This is a genomic window from Pseudomonas sp. TMP9, assembly GCF_037943105.1.
Lineage (GTDB): Bacteria > Pseudomonadota > Gammaproteobacteria > Pseudomonadales > Pseudomonadaceae > Aquipseudomonas.
Genome location: NZ_CP149803.1, coordinates 2,292,958 through 2,314,073, shown reverse-complemented (window position 1 = coordinate 2,314,073; position 21,116 = coordinate 2,292,958). Strand labels below are relative to the sequence as shown.

General features: G+C 58.4%; 14 protein-coding genes and 1 pseudogene. 4 read left to right on the top strand and 11 right to left on the bottom strand.

Annotated elements, in window-relative coordinates; translation table 11 throughout:
* The first annotated feature begins 165 nt into the window (after positions 1–165).
* Positions 166–1,374 carry an ammonium transporter gene (locus tag WF513_RS11045; RefSeq protein ID WP_339079418.1) on the top strand — a complete coding sequence of 403 codons (1,209 nt, stop codon included), beginning with the start codon at positions 166–168 and terminating at the stop codon, positions 1,372–1,374.
* A gap of 68 nt (positions 1,375–1,442) precedes the next feature.
* Here the strand turns inward: WF513_RS11045 and WF513_RS11040 are convergent, their stop codons facing one another.
* The gene (locus WF513_RS11040) at positions 1,443–2,696 is read right to left on the bottom strand and encodes an OprD family porin (RefSeq protein ID WP_339079417.1); all 1,254 of its coding nucleotides are present in this window, start codon (positions 2,694–2,696) and stop codon (positions 1,443–1,445) included.
* Between the two features lie 247 nt (positions 2,697–2,943).
* On the opposite strand from WF513_RS11040, the gene WF513_RS11035 reads away from it, so the two are divergent.
* Complete coding sequence (locus tag WF513_RS11035; RefSeq protein WP_339079416.1) at positions 2,944–4,098, top strand: DUF5610 domain-containing protein; 1,155 nt, start codon at positions 2,944–2,946, stop codon at positions 4,096–4,098.
* Between the two features lie 50 nt (positions 4,099–4,148).
* Positions 4,149–4,391 carry a glutaredoxin family protein gene (locus WF513_RS11030; protein ID WP_339079415.1) on the top strand — a complete coding sequence of 81 codons (243 nt, stop codon included), beginning with the start codon at positions 4,149–4,151 and terminating at the stop codon, positions 4,389–4,391.
* 211 nt (positions 4,392–4,602) lie between these two features.
* On the opposite strand, the gene WF513_RS11025 is transcribed toward WF513_RS11030, so the two are convergent.
* From WF513_RS11025 to WF513_RS10990, 8 genes and pseudogenes are all read right to left on the bottom strand, one after another.
* Positions 4,603–6,564 carry a methyl-accepting chemotaxis protein gene (locus tag WF513_RS11025; RefSeq protein ID WP_339079414.1) on the bottom strand — a complete coding sequence of 654 codons (1,962 nt, stop codon included), beginning with the start codon at positions 6,562–6,564 and terminating at the stop codon, positions 4,603–4,605.
* 175 nt (positions 6,565–6,739) lie between these two features.
* Positions 6,740–7,186, bottom strand: a pseudogene (locus WF513_RS11020) (succinate--CoA ligase subunit alpha); the annotation flags it as partial.
* A gap of 19 nt (positions 7,187–7,205) precedes the next feature.
* Entirely contained in the window at positions 7,206–8,846 is a 1,641-nt protein-coding gene (locus WF513_RS11015) for a BatD family protein (RefSeq protein WP_339079413.1), read from the bottom strand.
* Complete coding sequence (locus WF513_RS11010) at positions 8,843–10,600, bottom strand: VWA domain-containing protein (RefSeq protein ID WP_339083532.1); 1,758 nt, start codon at positions 10,598–10,600, stop codon at positions 8,843–8,845. Before WF513_RS11010 ends, WF513_RS11015 begins: the two co-directional genes overlap by 4 nt.
* A 1-nt stretch (position 10,601) precedes the next feature.
* The gene (locus WF513_RS11005; RefSeq protein WP_339079412.1) at positions 10,602–11,636 is read right to left on the bottom strand and encodes a VWA domain-containing protein; all 1,035 of its coding nucleotides are present in this window, start codon (positions 11,634–11,636) and stop codon (positions 10,602–10,604) included.
* Positions 11,629–12,123: a DUF4381 domain-containing protein gene (locus tag WF513_RS11000; protein WP_339079411.1), complete on the bottom strand. Its 495-nt coding sequence runs from the start codon at positions 12,121–12,123 to the stop codon at positions 11,629–11,631. Before WF513_RS11000 ends, WF513_RS11005 begins: the two co-directional genes overlap by 8 nt.
* Positions 12,120–13,061: a DUF58 domain-containing protein gene (locus WF513_RS10995; RefSeq protein WP_339079410.1), complete on the bottom strand. Its 942-nt coding sequence runs from the start codon at positions 13,059–13,061 to the stop codon at positions 12,120–12,122. Before WF513_RS10995 ends, WF513_RS11000 begins: the two co-directional genes overlap by 4 nt.
* Positions 13,062–13,066: 5 nt before the next feature.
* Positions 13,067–14,026: a MoxR family ATPase gene (locus WF513_RS10990; RefSeq protein ID WP_339079409.1), complete on the bottom strand. Its 960-nt coding sequence runs from the start codon at positions 14,024–14,026 to the stop codon at positions 13,067–13,069.
* Positions 14,027–14,200: 174 nt separating this feature from the next.
* Between WF513_RS10990 and WF513_RS10985 the strand changes: the two genes are divergently transcribed.
* Entirely contained in the window at positions 14,201–19,057 is a 4,857-nt protein-coding gene (locus WF513_RS10985; protein ID WP_339079407.1) for an NAD-glutamate dehydrogenase, read from the top strand.
* Positions 19,058–19,290: 233 nt separating this feature from the next.
* Here the strand turns inward: WF513_RS10985 and rnt are convergent, their stop codons facing one another.
* Together rnt and pyrC are read right to left on the bottom strand one after the other, a co-directional pair.
* A complete protein-coding gene (gene rnt, locus WF513_RS10980) occupies positions 19,291–19,965 on the bottom strand; it encodes a ribonuclease T (protein WP_339079406.1) in 675 nt (224 codons plus the stop codon).
* Positions 19,962–21,008, bottom strand: a complete 1,047-nt coding sequence (gene pyrC, locus WF513_RS10975; RefSeq protein WP_339079405.1) for a dihydroorotase — start codon at positions 21,006–21,008, stop codon at positions 19,962–19,964. Before pyrC ends, rnt begins: the two co-directional genes overlap by 4 nt.
* Positions 21,009–21,116: the final 108 nt, after the last annotated feature.

Sequence of the window (21,116 nt, the reverse complement as noted above, 5' to 3'; positions counted from 1 at the left end):
AACTATGGAATAAGTACGTTGAAGCCAAACGTAAACAGCACTTTTTGGTGCGGTATAGGTGTGGCATCAGCAGGGTGGGTCAGGAAAAATGCTGCTAAGTGGTGCGTATTTTCCGCTTTGTGATCCGCTTTGGTGCTTTTCCCCGCGACGGAGCTTTCTTCGCAGATGGACAACATCAACAGTGCTGTTGAAACCCTAATTCACGGCTCCAATACCCTGTTTATCTTACTCGGCGCGGTAATGGTGCTGGCCATGCATGCCGGTTTTGCTTTCCTTGAAGTGGGTACGGTTAGGCAGAAAAATCAGGTCAACGCGTTATCCAAGATCATCTCTGATTTTGCCGTTTCGGCTTTGGCTTATTTCTTTGTGGGTTATTGGATCGCCTACGGCGTGACGTTTCTTCAGCCGGCCAGCGTGCTGACTGAGGGCAATGGTTACGCCTTGGTGAAGTTCTTCTTTCTGCTGACCTTTGCCGCCGCTATCCCGGCGATTATTTCCGGTGGCATCGCTGAGCGTGCCAAGTTCGGCCCTCAGCTATGCGCTACGGTGCTGATCGTGGCGTTTATTTACCCCTTCTTTGAAGGAATGATTTGGAACGGCAACTACGGCGTACAGGCTTGGTTAGAGGCGCAGTTTGGTGCGGCTTTTCATGACTTCGCCGGCTCGGTGGTGGTGCATGCCATGGGCGGCTGGTTGGCGTTTGGCGCGGTGATCCTGTTGGGCCGACGTAATGGGCGTTACCGCGAGGGTCGCTTGGTGGCCTTTGCACCGTCGAATATTCCGTTCTTGGCGCTGGGCTCATGGATTTTGATCATCGGCTGGTTTGGCTTCAACGTCATGAGCGCACAAACCTTGGGCAGCGTCAGCGGCCTGGTGGCGGTCAATACGTTGATGGCGATGGTCGGCGGCACCGTGGCGGCGTTATTTGTCGGGCGTAATGACCCAGGCTTCTTGCACAACGGCCCGCTGGCCGGTTTGGTGGCGGTGTGTGCCGGTTCTGACCTGATGCACCCCGTAGGTGCTTTGGCCACTGGCGCAATTGCGGGCGCGCTGTTTGTGTGGGCATTCACCGCCACCCAAGTTAAATGGAAGATTGATGACGTGCTCGGCGTTTGGCCCTTGCACGGTCTGTGCGGCGTGTGGGGCGGGATTGCCTGCGGCATCTTTGGTCAGCAGGCGTTGGGCGGCCTGGGCGGCGTTAGCCTCGCCAGCCAGTTTATCGGCACCGCGTTAGGCGTGGTGGTGGCCTTGATTGGTGGCGTGCTGGTGTACGGCGTGCTGAAGGCCACCGTGGGTATCCGCTTGAGCCAAGAAGAGGAGTACTACGGTGCTGACCTGTCGATTCACAAAATCGGTGCAGTCAGTCAGGACTAAAGTTAAAGGGATTAATGCAAAAGGCCCGGACACTGTCCGGGCCTGGTTTTTTCAGCCGACTGAAAAGGTTACAGCAGCGGCAGGGTGTAGCTGACGATCAGGCGGTTTTCGTCGAGGTCGCCGCCTGCGGCAACAGCGTTAGTGCGCACCATCGCATTACGCCAGCGAAAGGCCAGATTTTTGAAGGTGCCTTCTTGCACGGTGTAGCTGACATCGAGGTTGCGTTCCCATTCCTTACCATTACTACCAAGAGCGCCATCAAAACCGTCACCGGTTACATAGCGTACGAATGCCGTTAGGCCGGGTACGCCGTAGGTAGCAAAATTGACGTCATAGCGAGCTTGCCAAGATTTTTCGTCTTTGCGAGTGAAGTCGAGAATTTGTAGGTAGTTAACAATATAAGGGTCGGTTTCAGCCAAGAACGGAAAGGCATTATCTCCGCCGACTTCCTGGTAGCCCATACGGAATGTGTGTGCACCAATACCGGCCCACAGATTTACCGAGGTCAGGTCATTATCAAGCTTGCCGCCAAGTTTGCTACCGTTATCTTGGGAGTCGAAATAGGCAAGATTGGCACCGAGTTTCCAGTCACCTATAGGTTGTATATGGATCAAGTTGTAAAGCTTCTGATCGTAGATGTTTTCCAGCTCGCCATACCACAGGCCAACGGTGGTATTGCCGGCGTTGAATTTGTAATCGCCACCGGCGAAATTATAACGATCACTCATGCCTTTGACGTTGCTGGCGGTGATGTCCTGCCTATCCGACGAATTACGGAAGTTCACTTCGCGTAATTGGCCGCCATTGAAGGTGAGCCCTTCAATTTCTTGACTAGTTATCAGACCACCAGTAAAGACTTGAGGCAGTAGACGCGAGTCACCGGAAGACACTATAGGCAACTTCGGCATCAGCCCGCCGACTTTACCTACTGTTTTGGATATACGTGCTTTGGCCGTAGCGGTGGCCTCGGAATACTCCCCCGGACCCTCATTGCCAAAGGTATTAGGCAAAAGGTTTGTACCGGCGCGGTCATCAGACGAGTCGAGCTTGATACCTAGCCCTGCGTAGGCATCCAAGCCAAAACCTACGGTGCCCTCGGTAAAACCGGATTCGGCTTTAAAGAGAAAGCCCTGGGCCCATTCTTCACGCTTGGATTGTTGAGCGGCAGTGCTATTACGCAAGTCGCGGTTTAGATAAAAGTTACGCGCTTCGACGGTGGCTTTGCTGTCTTTAATAAATTCAGCGTGGGCCAGCGTTGGTAGTGTGAGGCTGGTGCCCAGTGCGGCGAGTGCCACAGCGCGGGCGAGGGGAGATTGACTCATTGTTATTAGCTCCTCGTATGTGCGGGTCGGTTTATGGCCGATCTGTTACAGCGAAGCGCAATAAAGCATGGACGGGTGAACTTAGCTTTTAGACTTTGGTCGGCTGTACCTGGTTTACCAAGCGCTCACTAGCCCCTGCATATGACTGACAGACGCCGTGCTCCGTTGATCGGGTTATCTGCCGCCAGCCTAAAGTTTCACGGCGCGCGGCCGCAAACCTATCAATACACCGCCTAGGAATTTTGCTATGAACCCCCTGGCCTCAAATTTATCGCCCGCGTCACGCCCATCCTCTGCCACTGCTCAGCCTGTCGTGCGCAACACGGCTGACGCGCAGGCGGTGCTGGCTAATCGATTGGCCGAGCGACTTGGCCTTGAGCCCGGTGCGCTGGCCGGTAAGGCCAATGACTACACCCCGGAGAAAGTCGCCGGGCGTATTCTTGGGTTTATCGAACAGCGCCTGCAAAGTGAGCAAGCGGCGGGTGCCGATACCGCCAAATTGCAAGAATTCCTCGACCAAGCCCGTGAAGGCGTGGAAAAGGGCTTTGCCGAAGCGCGCAAGATTCTCGACGGCATGGGTGTGCTGCAAGGCAAGGTGGCGAGCGATATCGACGACACCTACCAGAAAATCCAGAGCGGCTTCAGTGACCTGAATAAGCGCTTTAACCCAGAGGCGGCGCTGGTTGAAGGCTCAAGCAGCATCGCGGCTTACAGCGAGCGTTTTACCGCTCAGGCGGAAAGCTTTGAGATGTCGGTCACCACCCGTGATGGCGATCGCCTGCGTATTTCCATTGCCCAGGCTTCGGCCAACTGGTCGCAAAGTGGCGTGGTCGCCAGCAGCAATGGCCAAGGTAGCTCAGCGGTTGCCAGCAGTCAGTCAGGCAGCCTGCAGATTGGTGCGTGGCAGGTCAGTGTTGAAGGCGAGCTGGATGACGAGGAACGTGGCGCGCTGGAAAAGCTCTTTGGCCAAGTGCAGGAGCTGTCCGATAAGTTCTACTCCGGTGATCTGTCTGGCGCTTTCGACCGCGCCATGGCGCTGGAAATGGACGGCGAGCAGTTAGCCTCTATGTCGCTGCGCCTGACCCAAACCACTGTGCGTCAAGCCGCCGATGCCTACAGCGCTGTGGCGCAAGGCAGCGGCCAGGCCGCCAGCGCAGTGAATAACTCATTGATTGATTACGCCCAAGGTTTGCTTGAAGCGTTGCGCAACGTTAACCAAGTGGCTGAAGCAGGCACCGGTAAGTCCAGCTTGCTCGACCTGCTTAAAGGTGGTTTTTCGCTGGATGAGCGCTTCGACAGCGGCCGTTTGGACAAAGCCGAGCAGCTTAACAGCCGCTTACTTGATGGCCTGCAAAACCTGCTCAGCCCAGCGTTAGAGGGCACCAAGCCCCTGGGCGGCTAAAGCCAGTGCAGTGCTAAACTGTCGGGCCAGTCGTTAATTGAGACGTCAAGATGCTCCCGCAATGCCAACTGTTCGGTACGCTCGGTTGCCACCTCTGTGAGGTGGCGCAGGCGCTTTTAATGCCCTTTGTCGAGCATGGCCTGTTAGTCGAGTTGGTCGATATTGCTGAGCATGAATACATGTTCGAGGGTTACGCCCTGCGCATTCCGGTGCTGCGCCGCTGCGATACCGGCGCCGAGTTGAATTGGCCATTCGCCGCTGAGCACGTTGTGGAATTTCTGCGCAATGGCTAAGGCTTAAACTCCGCGCCGTGCAACGCTCTCCGCACCACATACTCCTGTTAACCTGCGCCGATTATAGACAGGCTGGCTTGTAGCTGGTCCACAAAAAGGCCGCTTGAATAAGCGGCCTGCACCGTCTGGCGGGTGGATTATCGCTTGGCGGGTTCCATGGCAGCATGGGTATGGAGCATGTCTGTAACGTTGCTTACGCCATCGTTGAAAATCAGGTCTGGAACTGTTCGATCAAGCGGCTCAGCTTTTGCTCCAGGTCGCGGATACTTTGCGCAGAGGCACGGGTTTGCTCGACCGTTGCATAGGCGTTCTCACTGATGTGGTTGGCTCGTACCACACCCGCGCCAACATCTTCCGCCACCTTGGCTTGCTCGGCCGCAGCAGCCACCAGCAGCTGGATATTCTGATCGATAGCGCCTACGGCCTCGGTGATGCGCTGCAGGGAGTCGCTGGTCTGCTCGGTACTGTCATGCGCCAATGTCACCGCCTGCTGGCTCTCGGCCATAACCGTGATAGACGCCTGACTGCGCCGTTGCAGGGTCTGGATGATCTCCTGAATCTCCGCGGTAGAGGTTTGAGTACGCAGCGCCAGGCTGCGCACCTCATCCGCGACGACGGCAAAACCTCGGCCCTGTTCACCCGCGCGCGCGGCCTCGATTGCCGCATTGAGAGCCAGCAAATTGGTCTGCTGGGCAATCGAGCCGATGACAATCAGCACTGAACCAATACGCTCACTGTCTGCACTAAGACTTTCGATCACATCGGACAGACGCGTCATCTTCTCGGTTAGGCTCTGCATGGCCTGACGGTTGCTCTCTACGCAGCGCAAGCCGTCGTGAGCGGCCTCACGGGTATCGCGCGAGAGCTGCTGACCCTGCCCTGCGCTATAGGACATCTCCTGCGCGCTGGCGGCCATTTGGGTCATGGCGGAAGCTATTCGGGTGCTTTCATCGCGTTGTTGTTCAACATCTTGGTGAGCGCGCTGAGCCGACTGCTGTAAATTCTCGCCAGCCTGCTCTAGGGTATGGGAGGCCTGCGCCACCTCGGCGACAGTCTGGCGAATCTTCTCGATAAAGGTATTGAAGTTACTGGCCAACAGACCGAGATCGTCCTTGCCGAGGATCGGCAGGCGTTTAGTCAGATCGCCCTCACCTTCAGCCATGTCCTGCAGCATCAAATTGATCTGCCGCAGCCCTCGCACCAACGCATGCCCTGTGCCGTAGGCCAGCAGCGCCCCCAGTACAAGGGCGGCTAACAATAAACCCCAGAGCAGCTGATTGACTTGCAACACGGTACTGTCGGTAGCGCTGGCAGCCGCCTGCATATCCGCCATTAAGCGCTGTTGCAGGCGGCTGGCCAGCTCGGCGATTTGGGGATCTATGCGATCCATTTGCGCGAGGGCATCATTGCGTTGCTTGACCAGCTCCACCACCTTGGCAGCGGCCGTCTTGTAGCGCTCTAGGCTGTCCAGGGCCTGGGTCAGCTGTGCAATCAGGCGCTCACTGCTGCTGCGGTCGCGCAACACCGTAATCATGCTTTGCGCATTGTCCAGCTCGCTGGTAAAGGCCTTGACCTGAGCGTCTTGGTTTTCCTGCAAGAACTGGTACAGATACTGGCTGCCCAACAACAGGTTGCGCATAGCCGCACTGGCATAGAACACCGCGTCTAAGTTGAAACTTTGCTGGGCGTTGGTCAGCACTGCGGAGAGGGCCTGCTCAATCGCTGGGCCATGCTCGCTTAGTTCACCGCTGAGCAAGGCCTGGCGCTGCTGACTCAGGGGCACCAAGCGCTCGCGGAACAGATCGCTGTATTGCACATGCAGTTGCTGTATCGACTCGAGCAGGCGCTGTTGTTCCGGCTCGGTCAGGCCCGCTGCTGCCTCCTGCAAGGCTGCTCTAAGGTTCTTATCCAGTTCGGCAATCAGCGATTCGGCCTCAGGATCACCGCTGCGCGCATACTGACTGACCGATAGCTGCAGACGCGCCATGTTGTCACTCACCTGCGCGACCCGCTCAATGCTCGGCCCTAGGTCACGGGTGACCACCTCGACCCGGTCGGCGATATTGCGCAGCGACAGTGACGAGACAACCCCCAGGATGATCAGCAGTAAACACAGCACCACAGGCACGATGGCGATTTTGTAAGCAATCCGTAGATCAGCAAACCAGCGCATAAGTAACTCCCTCTGGTAGCAATTGTGTAAAGCACCCACTGCCTTATCGACTGCAGCAACGGCATTCTTGAATCTTTAGCCAATTCCTTACGGCAAAAAACACACCGCCCTACAATCATTGCAGCACATAACAAAAAGGCCACCCGAAGGTGGCCTTTTCTTAAGTTAAAAAGCTTTAGGCTTTGTTAACTTCCCAACCGGTCAGTTCGGCCAAAGCCTTACCGATATCAGCCAGGGAACGCACGGTTTTCACACCGGCGTCCTGCAGGGCTGCGAACTTTTCGTCCGCAGTGCCTTTACCACCAGAGATGATGGCGCCGGCATGGCCCATACGCTTGCCCGCAGGGGCAGTCACACCCGCGATGTAAGACACCACTGGCTTGGTCACGTTAGCCTTGATGTAGGCATCCGCTTCTTCTTCAGCCGAGCCGCCGATCTCACCGATCATCACGATCGCTTCGGTCTTCGGGTCTTCCTGGAACAGCTTGAGGATGTCGATGAAGTTAGAACCTGGGATCGGGTCACCGCCGATGCCAACGCAGGTGGACTGACCGAAACCGGCATCAGTAGTCTGCTTAACAGCTTCGTAAGTCAGGGTGCTGGAACGCGACACGATGCCTATATCCGGTGATTCAGTCCGTTTAGCGTGGATACAACGGCGGCAGTGCGCTGGTGTCTAGGCTGGCGCTGCCTTCCAGATCCTCTATGGCGGGGAGGCTGCGGATGGCCAGCCACAGGTTACGACCCTGCCAATGCTGGCCGCTCTCGCTGTAGAGGGCACCGTTAAGGCCGTCGAGCGCAGCGGACAGCGGAGTAAAGCGTGCGGCCATGTCAGCCAAGGTTTCCGGTTGCTGGCGGGCCCAAGCATCCAGTGCATGACGGGTGGCCTGGGAGTCGTTGGCCAAACAGGTACGTTTGAGATCGTCGAGTAGGTTACGCGGGCTGGGGCCGGTTTGCTGGTTAGGCGTTACCGCAGGCTGACGGCGCGCGCGCCACCAGAGGGTAAAGCCAAGCAAGGTGGTTAGGCCGAGTAACGCGCTGCTGAGTTGCCACGGCCATACGTGCACAGTGGCGGTGGTGATCGGCTCAGCCCGCACGGTTTCCAGCGGCGCAGCTTCCAAGCTTGGGTTAGCGGCCACCTGAAGGTTGCGCGCCGGCAAGCCAGTGCGCTCCAGCTGGTCAGTCTGGGTGTTCCACCAGGCGATGTCGATGGCTGGCAGGGAGATCAAGCCTTCGCGGTTGGCCACCAGCGCTTCGCGTTCTTCGCGGCTGCCGGTTACTCCGCTGTCGCTGGCTTGGTTAGTCAGTTGCGGCTGGTCTGGATAGTGCCGCAGCCCCTCTATCTGAGTGGCCGGCAACGGCGGTAATTGAGCGCTGGCTAACCCCTCGACCTTGAGCAGCAGACTGCGCGTCAGCGATTCACCGACGCGAGCGGCCTCTGGTTGTGGGCTCCAGACTTCACTGAGGCTAAGCGCGCGCGCCGGCAGCCAAGGGGCATCGGCTGGGTAACTGGCGGGCTTGGCTTTTACCGTCAGCGGAATCTCTGGGGACCTAACCCGCACCACTTTGCCCGGGCGAGGGCCAAATGGATTAAAGGTATTGCTGGCTGAACGATCAACTGCCGTGGCGCTAAAGGCTTGAGAAGGGATCAGCAGGTCGCCACTTTCCTGGGGGAAGATTGCATAACGCAACTCGATCACGCCGTGGCGCACGCCGCTGATGTCTTTCTCATAGGTGCGCGGCTCGCCCAAGGATTCAATCCGCGCCTGGGGCATTTCCAGCGGGCTAAGGCTGCTGTCGTCATAAAGCGAGACGGAGTGGTAAATACGCAGCGTCAGCACCGTTTGTGCCTGCACATACACGCTTTCTTGGTCCAGGCTGGCGTCAATAAACACTGGAGCCATACGGTTGTCATCGGCGCGAGTGGCTTGCTGCACATGCAAGGTGATGGGCGCGCTTTGCATTTGGCCCAGGCTTAGCGGTGGGATCACCACATAACCGCTGTGTTTGGGCTGCAGGGTAATGATCCAGCGGGTACTGGCTTGGGCATTATTATTGGCACTGGTCAGGCGGTTGACTTGGCGAGTGCCCAACACCTCGAATAGCTCATTAAGCGGTTGCAAATCGGGCTTACCGAACTGCGTGGCGTCATCCGATTCCACGGTCAGTTCTACGCTTTCGCCTGCATCCAAGCGGCTGCGATCAACGCTGGCGGTCAAGCTCTGCGCACTGGCGCTCAGGGTCAGTAGGCTTAGCAGGAGGGTACAGAGCAGTCGGCTCATTGCAGTTGTTCCTGGTGCTGTTGTTCCAGCCTGAATTTACGCCGCAGCAGCTCACCCGGATCATCGGGGATCTGCCTTAGCCACTGTTCTAATGCCTGCCGGCGCTCGCCATCAAGGGCCGGTTCAGCGGTGGCGATTTGCTCTTCACGGCTGTCGCCATCGCCTTTATCCGGTTGAGGCGGCGCCGTGTCTGGTTCTTCGCTTGAGCCGGGTTGCACCGGCTCTTTGTCCTTATCATTCGGCTGTTTTTCTGGCTCTGTTGCTTGGGCGGGCGCTTGCTCGGCCTGTTGTTGCGCGCTCTGGTCAGGCTGCCCAGCTTGCGGTTGCGCCTCAGGCGTCTTTTGCTGTTCGCTGGGCTCTGGTGGCTTATCTGCTTGATTCTGCGGCTGTTGGTTGTGCTGCAACAGTTGCTCAACTAAGGCTTGGTTTTTTTGTGCTTGGGTAAAGTCTGGTTGCAGCTCCAGTGCCTGGGTATAGGCATCTATGGCGGCTTCTAACTCATTGCTGCGCGCCAGGGCGTTGCCCCGGTTGTAGTGATCGCTGGCGGTTTGTCCACTGGCGAAGCGCTCGGCGGCTGCGGCGTAATCTCCGGCCTGATAAAGCGCCTGGCCTTGCCAGCGCGGGTCATTAAAGCGCTGCGCCGCCGCCGCCGGTTGTTGTGCATCAAGCAAGCGCTGGCCTTGTTGGTCAGCGCGCAGCCAGAGGTCTTCCATGCTTATGGCATAACTGGTTTGCGGCAGGCTCAGTAGCAAAAACGGTAGGCACAGCAGCCAGCCACGGCGAGCGGCGCAGGCGGCCAGTAGCAACAGCGCCACTACCAGCCAATGGCTCTGGTCGGCCCAGGCTTGCAGGCGGGTCAGTTCGCCGTCGCGGCGAACGTGTTGCGGTGCATCCAGTAGGCCTAGGCTGCGCACGTCACGCTCATCCAGCGTTATGCCCTGATAGCGGCCGCCACGTTCATTGGCAAAACGCTTGAGGCCGCTGCCGTCCAAGCGCGGCAGCAAAATGGCGCCCTGTGGATCTTTCAGGAACGAGCCGTCCTGCTGAATGATCGGTGCGCCCTGAGCGCTGCCAATGCCGAGAATATGCAGGCGTTCGCCGCGGCGGCCAAGGGCCTGGGTGATGGCCTGACGTTCTGTTTGGTTAAGGCTGCTGGTCAGCAACAGTAAACGGCCGTTGCCTTGGGCGCCTTGTTCGAGCAGTTGCAGGGCCTTGACCACCGCCAAGTCGGCGCGTCTGCCAGGTTCAGGCATGATCCCTGGGTTAAGTGCGTCGAGCAGGTTGCGGCTGGTGGCCAGGTCATCCGACAACGGCACTACGGTGTGCGCACTGCCGGCATAGACGACGATGGCGGTTTGCGCATCCTGTCGCGCCGCCAGCAGGTCGAGTAGTTTGCGCTTAGCCTGAGCCAGGCGATTGGGCGAGGCGTCGCTGGCGAGCATCTCAGGCGTCAGCTCCAGCATCACCACCAGTGGGTCGGCAGGTTTTGGATTGTGCTGCTCGATGCGTTGCCAGCTCGGCCCTAACAGTGCGGTGAGTGCCAGCAACCAAGCAAGACCCAATGCCAGTAAAGGCAGGCGACTGCTGCGGCCTTGATTGGCAGTCAGCAGCGCCGCTTGAAAAGCTACCGGCAACAAGGCTTGCCAGCGGCCGCTGCGTTTCTCCCGGTGCCAGAGTTGCCACAGCAGTACGCCCAGTAGCGGCACCAGCAGCAGCCAGAACGGTCGTTGCCAGTGCGGCCAGAGGCTGAGCAGTTCACTCATGACGCTTACCCCGCAGCGATGCTAGCCGGCTACGCCAGCGTTGTTGCAGGGTTGGCCAGAGCGTTTGGCTGACTAATAGCAGGCTAAGGGCCAAAGCGAGCCCCAGCGGCCAAGGGTAAAGTGGCAAGGTCGGACGTGCCAGGGTTGGCTTCTGCGCCACGGGCTCTAGGCGGTCGAGGGTTGCTTCGATAGCTTCTAGCTCTTCACGGTCGCGGGCGCGGAAGTATTCGCCACCGGTGGCGTCAGCAATGGCGCGCAAGCTCGGTTCATCCAGCTCAATCCCTGGGTTGAAACCCAGCATGCCAAGCACGCCACCTTGCGCGGGGTCGGCGCCGATGCCGACGGGGTAAATGGTGATGCTTTCTTCTGCTGCCAGGCGAGCGGCCGTCATGGGATCAATTTCACCGCCATTGTTGGCGCCGTCAGTCACCAGCACCAGTACCCGGCTTTGTGCGGGACGCTCGCGCAGACGCTTGACTGCTAGGCCAATGGCGTCGCCAATGGCGGTTTGTGGCCCGGCAATATTGATCTGCGCCTCATCCAGCCAGGTGTGCACGGTCTGCCGGTCGAAGGTCAGCGGCGACTGCAAATACGCGCGGCTGCCAAACAGGATCAGGCCAACCCGATCACCTTCGCGGCCGTCGATAAAGTCGCCGAGCAGGTGCTTAACCAAGGTTAAGCGGCTGACCTCACGCTCTTGCCACTGCATATCGGCGAAATCCATGGAGCCAGATACATCCACGGCCAGCAACAGATCGCGGCCACTGGCGGGCAACGGTAATGGCTGGCCGAGCCACTGCGGGCGCATGCAGGCGAGCAGCAGTAACAGCCAAATCAGCATAAATGGCAGTTGTTGGCGTATGGCGGGCAGGCGCGGCCGCGCGCGCCGACCGCTCAAACCCTCCAGCTCAGCCAGAAAGCTGATTTTTAACGCTGCTTCGCCACTGTCTGCGGCCGGCAGCCAGGCGCGCAGCAACCAAGGCAGGGGGGCAAGGAGAAAGGCCCACGGCCAGGCGAACTCAAACATGTTTGCGAATCCAGATCGATACCGCTTGGTTGAGCCCGGCGATGGCTTTGTCATCCAAGTTGCAATGCGGGCGATAGGTGCCTTCGACCAAGACCATCCAGCGCGTCAAGCCGGCGGCGGGGCAGCGGCTGTCGAGAAAGGCCAACCAGGCGCGGCTGCTGAGCACGTGGCTGTGGCTTTGCGGGTAGCGCTCGCGGCACAGGCGCTTGAGGATGGCATTCAGTTGTTGCAGCCAAGGGCCGGCGTGCGCGCCGTCATAGGGTTTTTTCAGCTGTTCGAGTTCGTTGAGTGCAGCTTGGCGCAGCGGGTCTAAAGGCGCTTCGGCTGTTGACGCGGACGCTTTGCGTGGCAGGCGTTTAAGCAATTTAAAGCTGGCCCACAGCAGCAATGGCAGTAACAACGCCAATAGCCACCAGCCGGGTGCCGGCGGCCACCAGCTGATGGCGGGCGGAGCGATCAGCGGTTCAAGTTGATCCAGCAGGTTCACGAGGTTTTCCTCGGCCGCTGGGCATTCAGGTGTTCGCGCAGTTGCTCGATCATTTCCCGTTGCGTGCTTAATGCCAGCAGCGGTACACCGAGTTTTTGTGCCAGGCGCTGCCAGCGCGCTTGGCGTGCATCGGCCAGGCTACGGTAGGCTTGGCGTAGATGGGGGTCCTGGGTGTCGAGTTCCAGCTGCGCGCCTTGCTCGGTGAAGCGCAGCAGGCCAGCATTGGGCAGTGCGTGGTCAAGCGGATCGGACAATGGCAGCAGCAGTAAGTCGGTATGCCGCGCCAGCAGCAGTAACTGCTGTTCGCTGCTGTCGCTGAGGGTGCGCTCATCGCACAGCACCACCACCAAGCTGCCGGGGCGCAGCACTTCGCGAGCACGGCGCAGGGCCAAACCAAAGCTATCGCGACCACCTTGACTGTCGTTATTCAACGCTTGGTTGGCTTTGGCCAGGCGGCTAAGCAGTTGCAACAGGCTTTGTTTGCTGCGCCGAGGTTTGACTTCGTGGTGCTCCAAGTCGCCGAATACCAAGCCGCCGATGCGATCGTTATGGCCCAGTGCGGCCCAGCCGATCAGGCTGGCGGCTTGGGCGGCGAGTACCGATTTGAACATCAGCCCGGAGCCGAAAAACAGCTGCCGGCTTTGCTCGACCATGATGTAGATCGGTCGCTCGCGCTCTTCATGGAACAGTTTGGTGTGCGGCTCTTGGGTGCGCGCGGTGACCCGCCAATCTATGGTGCGTACATCGTCGCCGGGTTGATAGATGCGCACTTGATCAAAGTCCACACCGCGGCCACGCAGCTTGGAGTGGTGCAGGCCGATCAGCGGGCTGCGCTGTGCTGGCGTCGAGAACAGTTGTACCTCACGCACACGGTGACGCATCTCGATCAGTTCACCGAGGCTAACGCGAATGCCAGGCTGCGTGGGTTGGTCATGCATGGCGCTTAGGCGACCGCCACGACGTCGAGAATACGTTGCACCACGCGGTCTTGGTCGATGCCGGCGGCTTCGGCCTCGAACGACAGAATGATGCGGTGGCGCAGCACATCAAACAGCACGGCCTGAATATCTTCCGGGCTGACAAAATCACGCCCGGCCAACCAGGCATGGGCGCGTGAGCAGCGGTCTAGGGCAATCGAGCCACGCGGGCTGGCGCCATAGGCAATCCACTCGGCCAGTTCCGCATCAAACTTGGCCGGGGTGCGCGAGGCCATTACCAGCTGCACCAGGTATTCCTCCACCGCATCGGCCATGTACAGGCCGAGGATCTCTTGGCGCGCGGCAAAAATGGCCTGTTGGCTGACCAGTTGCTCAGGCTTGGTTTCACCATTGAGCGCTTCACCACGGGCTTGCGCGAGGATCTTGCGTTCCACGCTGGCGTCGGGGAAGCCGATTTTCACATGCATCAAAAAGCGATCCAGCTGGGCTTCGGGCAGTGGATACGTGCCTTCCTGCTCAATCGGGTTCTGTGTGGCCATCACCAGAAACAGCGGCGACAGCTGATAAGTGCTGCGGCCCACGCTGACCTGGCGCTCGGCCATGGCTTCAAGCAGCGCCGACTGCACCTTGGCAGGCGCCCGGTTGATCTCATCCGCTAGCACCAAGTTATGGAAGATCGGCCCTTGCTGAAAGACGAAACTGCCGGTTTCCGGACGGTAAATCTCCGTGCCGGTAATGTCGGACGGCAGCAGGTCTGGGGTGAACTGAATACGATGGAACTCAGCCTCGATACCTTCGGCCAACTCCTTGATCGCTTTGGTTTTGGCGAGCCCAGGTGCACCCTCAACCAGCATGTGACCATCGGCAAGCAAGGCAATCAGCAGCCTTTCGATGAGTTTTTCCTGGCCAAGGATCTGACTTGAAAGAAAATGTCGCAGCGCGACAAGCGCTTCACGGTGTTCCATCGTTAAGCTCATCCAGCAAATGTGACCAGCGGGTCGTGAGACTCGCCAGAGTTAAGTGGCAGCCACTTTAATGCAATCGCTGCCTCCTAGACTAACGTTGAACAACAAGGTTGTGGCGAAGGTCATTCTCGCGACTGCCACCTAGTCGAATCACCAGCCAAATGGAGCACACCCATGGCGTTCTTTACGGCAGCCAGCAAAACCGATTTTCAGCATCACCTGCAAACGGCGCTGGCTCAGCACGTCAGCCAACAGGCTCTGCCACAAGTGGCCCTGTTTGCTGAACAATTTTTCGGCATTATCGCCCTTGAGGAGCTGACTCAGCGCCGCCTCTCCGATCTGGTCGGCTGCACCTTGTCGTCTTGGCGCTTGCTGGAGCGTTTTGCCCCGGCCAAACCTGAAGTGCGGGTATTCAATCCTGATTATGAGAAACACGGCTGGCAGTCCACCCACACAGCCGTAGAAATTCTGCACCGCGATATTCCATTCCTCGTCGACTCGGTGCGCATGGAGCTGAACCGCCGCGGTTATAGCATCCACACCTTACAGAACAGTGTGTTCAGCGTGCGCCGCAATAAAAGCGGCGAGCTGCAAGAAATTCTGCCTAAAGGTGCTCAGGGCAAGGATGTACATCACGAAGCGCTGATGTTCTTGGAGATTGACCGCTGTTCCAGCGCCAGTGAACTGAAAGTCCTGGAAAAAGCCCTGCATGACGTATTCAGCGATGTGCGCTTGAGTGTGGCGGACTTTCAACCGATGAAGGCTAAGGCCAAAGAGCTGCTGGCCTCGCTGGATAACGTCAAGCCAAGCCAAGCCGGACTCAAGGTCGATGGCGCAGAGCTTGAAGAGGTTAAGGTGTTTATGAGCTGGTTGCTCGATGACCACTTCACCTTCCTTGGCTATGAAGAATTTACCGTTGTCGACAGCGCCGATGGCGGCAGCGTGGTGTACGACGAGTCGTCCTTGTTGGGCCTGTCTAAAAGCCTGCGTTCGGGGCTGACGGCCAATGACACGCAGATTCAGGCGGAGGCTTTGGTTTACCTGCGTGAGACGCAACTGCTGTCTTTCGCTAAGGCGGCGGTACCCAGCCGTGTGCACCGTCCGGCTTATCCGGACTTGGTGTCGATCCGCGAGCTGGACAGTTCCGGTAAGGTCATCAAGGAATGCCGCTTTATGGGCCTCTACACCTCGGCGGTGTATGCCGAAAGCGTGTGGAACATCCCCTATATCCGACGCAAAGTAGCGGTCATCAAGCAGCGTTCCGGTTTCGACAGCAGCGCGCACTTAGGCAAAGAGCTGGCGCAAGTGCTGGAAGTGTTGCCGCGTGATGATCTGTTCCAAACTTCGGTGGATGAGCTGTTCAGTACCGCCATGTCGATCGTGCAGATTCAGGAACGCAATAAGATTCGCGTGTTCCTGCGCCGCGATCCTTACGGGCGTTTCTGCTACTGCCTGGTCTATGTGCCGCGCGATGTGTACTCCACGGAAACCCGCCTGAAAATCCAACAAGTATTGATGGACCGCCTGCAGGGCATTGATTGCGAGTTCTGGACTTTCTTCTCTGAGTCGGTGCTGGCACGGGTGCAATTCATCCTTAAGGTTGACCCGAAAAACCGCGTGCAGATCGACCCCGCCCGCCTAGAAAAAGAAGTTATTCAGGCCTGCCGTTCATGGACAGACGATTACACCAGCCTGATGGTCGAAAGCCTCGGCGAGGCGCAGGGCACGGAAGTGCTCAGCGAGTTCTCCAGTGGCTTCCCAGCCGGTTACCGCGAGCGTTTTGCCCCGCACTCAGCGGTGGTGGATATGCAGCATTTGCTGAGTATCAATGCTGAACGTCAGCTGGTGATGAGCTTTTATCAACCGCTGACCCATGGCGAACCGCAATTGCATTGCAAGCTTTACCATGCCGATGCGCCGCTGGCGCTGTCGGATGTACTGCCGATTTTGGAAAACCTCGGCCTGCGTGTATTGGGCGAATTCCCTTACAAGCTTCGCCGTGCCGATGGCCGTGAGTTCTGGATTCACGACTTCGCCTTCACCTACGCCGAAGGGCTGGATGTTGATATCCAGCAACTCAACGACACCTTGCAGGGGGCCTTTGTCAATATCGTCGGTGGTGCGGCCGAGAATGACGGCTTTAACCGTCTGGTGTTGATGGCCGCCATGCCTTGGCGAGATGTGGCGCTGCTGCGCGCCTATGCGCGTTACCTCAAGCAGATTCGCTTGGGCTTCGACCTGAGTTACATCGCCAGCACCCTGGTCAACCATGCCGATATCGCCAAAGAACTGGTGCGCTTGTTCAAGACGCGCTTCTATCTCGCGCGCAAACTCTCGGCTGATGATTTGGAAGACAAGCAGCAGAAACTGGAGCAGGCCATTCTCGCGGCATTGGATAACGTTGCGGTGCTCAATGAAGACCGCATCCTGCGCCGTTACTTGGACCTGATCAAAGCGACGCTGCGCACCAACTTCTACCAGACCGATGCGGCCGGGCAGAACAAGTCCTACTTCAGCTTTAAGCTCAACCCGCGGGCCATTCCAGATATTCCACGGCCGACGCCAAAGTTTGAAATTTTCGTCTACTCGCCCCGGGTTGAAGGGGTGCACTTACGCTTTGGCGACGTCGCCCGTGGCGGTCTGCGCTGGTCCGACCGTGAAGAAGACTTCCGCACCGAGGTGCTGGGCCTGGTTAAGGCGCAGCAGGTGAAGAACGCAGTCATCGTGCCCATGGGCGCCAAAGGCGGTTTTGTGCCGCGGCGTTTGCCCTTGGGCGGCTCGCGTGATGAGGTGCTGGCTGAGGGTATTGCCTGCTACCGCATTTTTATCAGTGGTTTGCTGGACATCACCGACAACCTCAAAGAGGGTGAAGTGGTGCCGCCGCAGAACGTGGTCCGTCACGATGCGGACGATCCCTATCTGGTGGTGGCCGCAGACAAAGGCACGGCGACGTTCTCTGATATTGCTAACGGTATCGCCGCTGACTATGGCTTCTGGCTGGACGATGCGTTCGCCTCGGGTGGCTCGGCGGGTTATGACCACAAAGGCATGGGCATCACTGCCAAAGGGGCGTGGGTGTCGGTGCAGCGGCATTTCCGCGAGTGCGGCATTGATGTGCAAAAAGATGACGTCACGGTAATCGGCATCGGCGACATGGCGGGTGACGTGTTCGGCAACGGCTTGTTGTTGTCGCAAAGCCTGCAATTGGTCGCCGCCTTTAACCACATGCACATCTTTATCGACCCTAACCCGGACGCAGCTAAGAGCTTTATCGAACGTCAGCGTCTATTCGATTTGCCACGTTCCAGCTGGGCTGATTACGAAGCCAAGCTGATTTCGGCAGGCGGCGGGATCTTCCTGCGCAGCGCTAAGAGCATCCCAATCAGCGCGCAGATGAAAGAGCGTTTCGACATCAGTGCCGACAAGCTGGCGCCCAATGAGTTGCTCAATGCCTTGCTTAAAGCGCCGGTCGATCTGCTCTGGAATGGTGGTATTGGCACCTATGTCAAATCCAGTAAAGAGAGCCACGCCGATGTCGGCGACAAGGCCAACGACCTGTTGCGGGTGGATGGCCGCGAATTACGCGCCAAGGTGGTGGGTGAGGGCGGTAACCTCGGCATGACCCAATTGGGCCGCGTCGAGTACGGCCTTAATGGCGGCAAGAGCAATACCGACTTTATTGATAACGCCGGTGGTGTGGATTGCTCTGACCATGAGGTCAATATCAAGATATTGCTCGGCGAAATCGTTGCCGCTGGTGACATGACCGGCAAGCAGCGTAACAAGTTGCTGGTGGAAATGACCGATGCAGTCGGCGGCCTGGTGCTGGGTAATAACTACAAGCAAACCCAGGCGCTGTCGTTGGCTGAGCGCCTTGCCCGTGAGCAGGTCAGTGAGTACAAGCGCCTAATGTCAGCGCTGGAAAGTGCCGGCAAGCTCGACCGTGCTTTGGAGTTCCTGCCCGCCGACGACGAACTGAATGAGCGCACCGCTAATGGTCTGGGCTTAACTCGGCCAGAGTTGGCAGTGTTGATTTCGTACAGCAAGATCGACCTCAAAGAGTCACTGCTCAAGTCGCAGGTGCCGGACGATGAGTACTTGGCGCGCGAAATGGAAACGGCCTTCCCGGCTGTGCTTACGCAGAAATTTGGCGAACCCATGCGTCGCCATCGCCTTAAACGCGAAATCGTCAGCACGCAGATCGCCAACGATCTGGTCAACCACATGGGCATCACCTTCGTGCAGCGCCTGAAAGAGTCCACCGGTATGAGTGCGGCGAATGTCGCTGGCGCCTATGTGATTGTGCGTGATCTGTTTCGCTTGCCGCATTGGTGGCAGCAGATTGAGGCGCTTGACTCCAAGGTGCCGGCTCAACTGCAATTGCAGTTGATGGATGAGCTGGTGCGCTTGGGTCGTCGCGCCACGCGCTGGTTCCTGCGCAATCGCCGTAATGACTTGGACGCCGCCCGCGACGTGGCGCATTTTGCACCGCGTATCGAGGCCCTGGTGGGGCGATTGGATGAACTGCTTGAAGGTCCTGCCCGTGAGCAATGGTTGGCCCGCTTCCAAGGTTACGTCGAAGCTGGCGTGCCCGAAGAGCTAGCCCGGGTGGTCGCGGGTACAAGCCACTTGTACACCCTTCTGCCGATCATTGAAGCGTCGGATGTAACGGGCCAAGAACCGGCTCGTGTGGCGGCCGCCTACTTTGCCATTGGCGGCTCGCTTGAGCTGTCTTGGTACCTGCAGCAAATCAGCAGCTTACCTGTGGAAAACAACTGGCAAGCGCTGGCCCGTGAAGCCTTCCGCGATGACTTGGATTGGCAGCAACGCGCCATCACCGTGTCAGTGCTGCAAATGGCCGAGGGTCCAGTGGACATCGAAGAACGCGCCAGCGTATGGCTTGATCAGCACCGCCGCCTGGTGGATCGCTGGAAGCTTATGCTGAGCGAACTGCGCGCCGCCACCAACACCGATTACGCCATGTATGCCGTGGCTAACCGCGAGTTGATGGACTTGGCGCAAAGCGCCTAAGCGGTATCAGCGCAGGCCTTGCCTGCGCAGCGTCAATAAAAAACCCGCTGAGTGCGGGTTTTTTATGGGCAACGGTTTGGCCTCAGTGCGAAGCCCAGATGTAATCCGGGAGCGGTTGTTCGGCCCGCAGAACTTTCCCGGATTGCATCCGGGCTACAAGAAAATGCCGCTCACCTGAGTTACGTGAGCGGCATTGCGCTGAGTGCGGAGCTTGTTGACCTCAGGTTGTAAGCTCAGTCGTCGAAATCCATCCAACCGCCCATCTCTTTCCAGCGGTTAACGATGCCGCAGTAAAGCTCAGCAGTCTTTTCAGTGTCGTAACGCGCTGAATGCGCTTCTTTGCCATCAAAATCGATATCCGCAGCTTGGCAGGCTTTAGCCAGAACGGTTTGCCCGTAGGCTAAGCCGGCCAGAGTGGCGGTGTCGAAGCTGGAAAACGGATGGAACGGGTTGCGCTTGATGCCGGTCCGCGCCACAGCGGCATTCAAAAAGCCCAAATCAAAACTGCTGTTATGCCCAACCAGAATGGCGCGCTTGCAGCTGTTGGCTTTCAGTGATTTACGCAAGCTGCGGAAGATTTCCGTCAGGGCATGTTCTTCACTGACCGCCATGCGCAAGGGGTGGTCGAGCTTGATGCCGGTGAAGTCCAGCGCCGCCTGCTCAATATTTGCACCAACAAACGGCTCAACCCGGAAAAACTGGGTGTGCTCAGGGTAAAGGAAGCCCCCTTCGTCCATGCCAATGGTGGTGGCGGCAATCTCCAGCAGCGCATCGGTGGCGCAGTTGAAGCCCCCCGTTTCTACGTCCACAACTACCGGTAAATAGCCTCGAAAGCGGGCTGCCATCGGGTGGCGTGGGCCTGAGTGGCCGTTGCTGCCGGGCTCATCGTCGTACATGTCCTCGCTCACGCTTGATTCTCCAGCAGGCGCCAGCGCAGGGTTTCACCGGCGCGCAGCGGGGTAACGGTGTGCTCACCGAGGGGTAAGCTGGCGGGTGCGGTCCAGTCTTCACGGATCAGGGTGATGCTGTCTGTGTTACGCGGCAAACCATAGAAGTCTGGCCCGTTAAGGCTGGCGAAGGCTTCTAGTTTGTCCAGCGCAGTGCGCAGTTCAAAGGCTTCGGCATACAGCTCAATGGCGGCGTAAGCGGTGTAGCAACCGGCGCAGCCGCAGGCGGCTTCTTTGGCATGCTTTGCATGCGGTGCCGAGTCGGTGCCGAGGAAAAACTTTGGATTGCCGCTGGTGGCCGCGTCCAACAAGGCGTCTTGATGGCTGTTACGCTTGAGCACCGGCAAGCAATACAGATGGGGACGAATGCCGCCAACCAGCATGTGATTGCGATTGTAGAGCAGGTGGTGGGCGGTGATGGTGGCGCCTACGGTACTGGAGGCCGCTTCGACAAACTGCACCGCATCGCCGGTGGTGATGTGTTCTAACACCACTTTGAGCGTTGGGAAGCGTGTGACGATGCGCGTTAAGTGCTCATCGATAAAGGCTTTTTCTCGGTCGAATACGTCGATTTCGCTACGCGTGACTTCACCGTGCAGCAACAGTGGCAGACCAACTTCGGCCATCACCTCGAACACCCCAAATAGCTTGTCGATGCTGGACACGCCAAAATCCGAATTGGTAGTGGCACCGGCCGGATACAGCTTGGCGGCATGCACAAAGCCACAGGCTCGAGCCAGGCGAATATCCTCGGCGCTGGTACGGTCGGTGAGGAACAACGTCATCAAGGGCTCAAACTGGCTGCCGGCTGGGCGGGCGGCGAGAATTCGTTGCCGATAAGCTTCGGCGTCCACTGTATTGCGCACCGGTGGCAGCAGGTTGGGCATGATGATGGCGCGGCCAAAGGTGCGGGCTACATCGGCGACGGTATGGGGCAGTAAGCCGCCATCGCGCAGGTGGATGTGCCAGTCGTCAGGACGCAGCAGGGTAAGACGGTCAGTCATGGAAGCTTCCAGGCGGGCAAACGTGGCGAGAATGCTACCGGAAAAGCCCCGTTTCAGCACGCTGAAAGCAGGCCAATCGGGCAAAGCGAACGGAGCGCTGGGCCGCGC

Coding starts and splice junctions, on each gene's coding strand:
- WF513_RS11045 (WP_339079418.1), top strand. CDS start 166: ATGGACAACATCAACAGTGCTGTTGAAACCCTAATTCACGGCTCCAAT.
- WF513_RS11040 (WP_339079417.1), bottom strand. CDS start 2,696: ATGAGTCAATCTCCCCTCGCCCGCGCTGTGGCACTCGCCGCACTGGGC.
- WF513_RS11035 (WP_339079416.1), top strand. CDS start 2,944: ATGAACCCCCTGGCCTCAAATTTATCGCCCGCGTCACGCCCATCCTCT.
- WF513_RS11030 (WP_339079415.1), top strand. CDS start 4,149: ATGCTCCCGCAATGCCAACTGTTCGGTACGCTCGGTTGCCACCTCTGT.
- WF513_RS11025 (WP_339079414.1), bottom strand. CDS start 6,564: ATGCGCTGGTTTGCTGATCTACGGATTGCTTACAAAATCGCCATCGTG.
- WF513_RS11015 (WP_339079413.1), bottom strand. CDS start 8,846: ATGAGCCGACTGCTCTGTACCCTCCTGCTAAGCCTACTGACCCTGAGC.
- WF513_RS11005 (WP_339079412.1), bottom strand. CDS start 11,636: ATGTTTGAGTTCGCCTGGCCGTGGGCCTTTCTCCTTGCCCCCCTGCCT.
- WF513_RS10995 (WP_339079410.1), bottom strand. CDS start 13,061: ATGCATGACCAACCCACGCAGCCTGGCATTCGCGTTAGCCTCGGTGAA.
- WF513_RS10990 (WP_339079409.1), bottom strand. CDS start 14,026: ATGGAACACCGTGAAGCGCTTGTCGCGCTGCGACATTTTCTTTCAAGT.
- WF513_RS10985 (WP_339079407.1), top strand. CDS start 14,201: ATGGCGTTCTTTACGGCAGCCAGCAAAACCGATTTTCAGCATCACCTG.
- pyrC (WP_339079405.1), bottom strand. CDS start 21,008: ATGACTGACCGTCTTACCCTGCTGCGTCCTGACGACTGGCACATCCAC.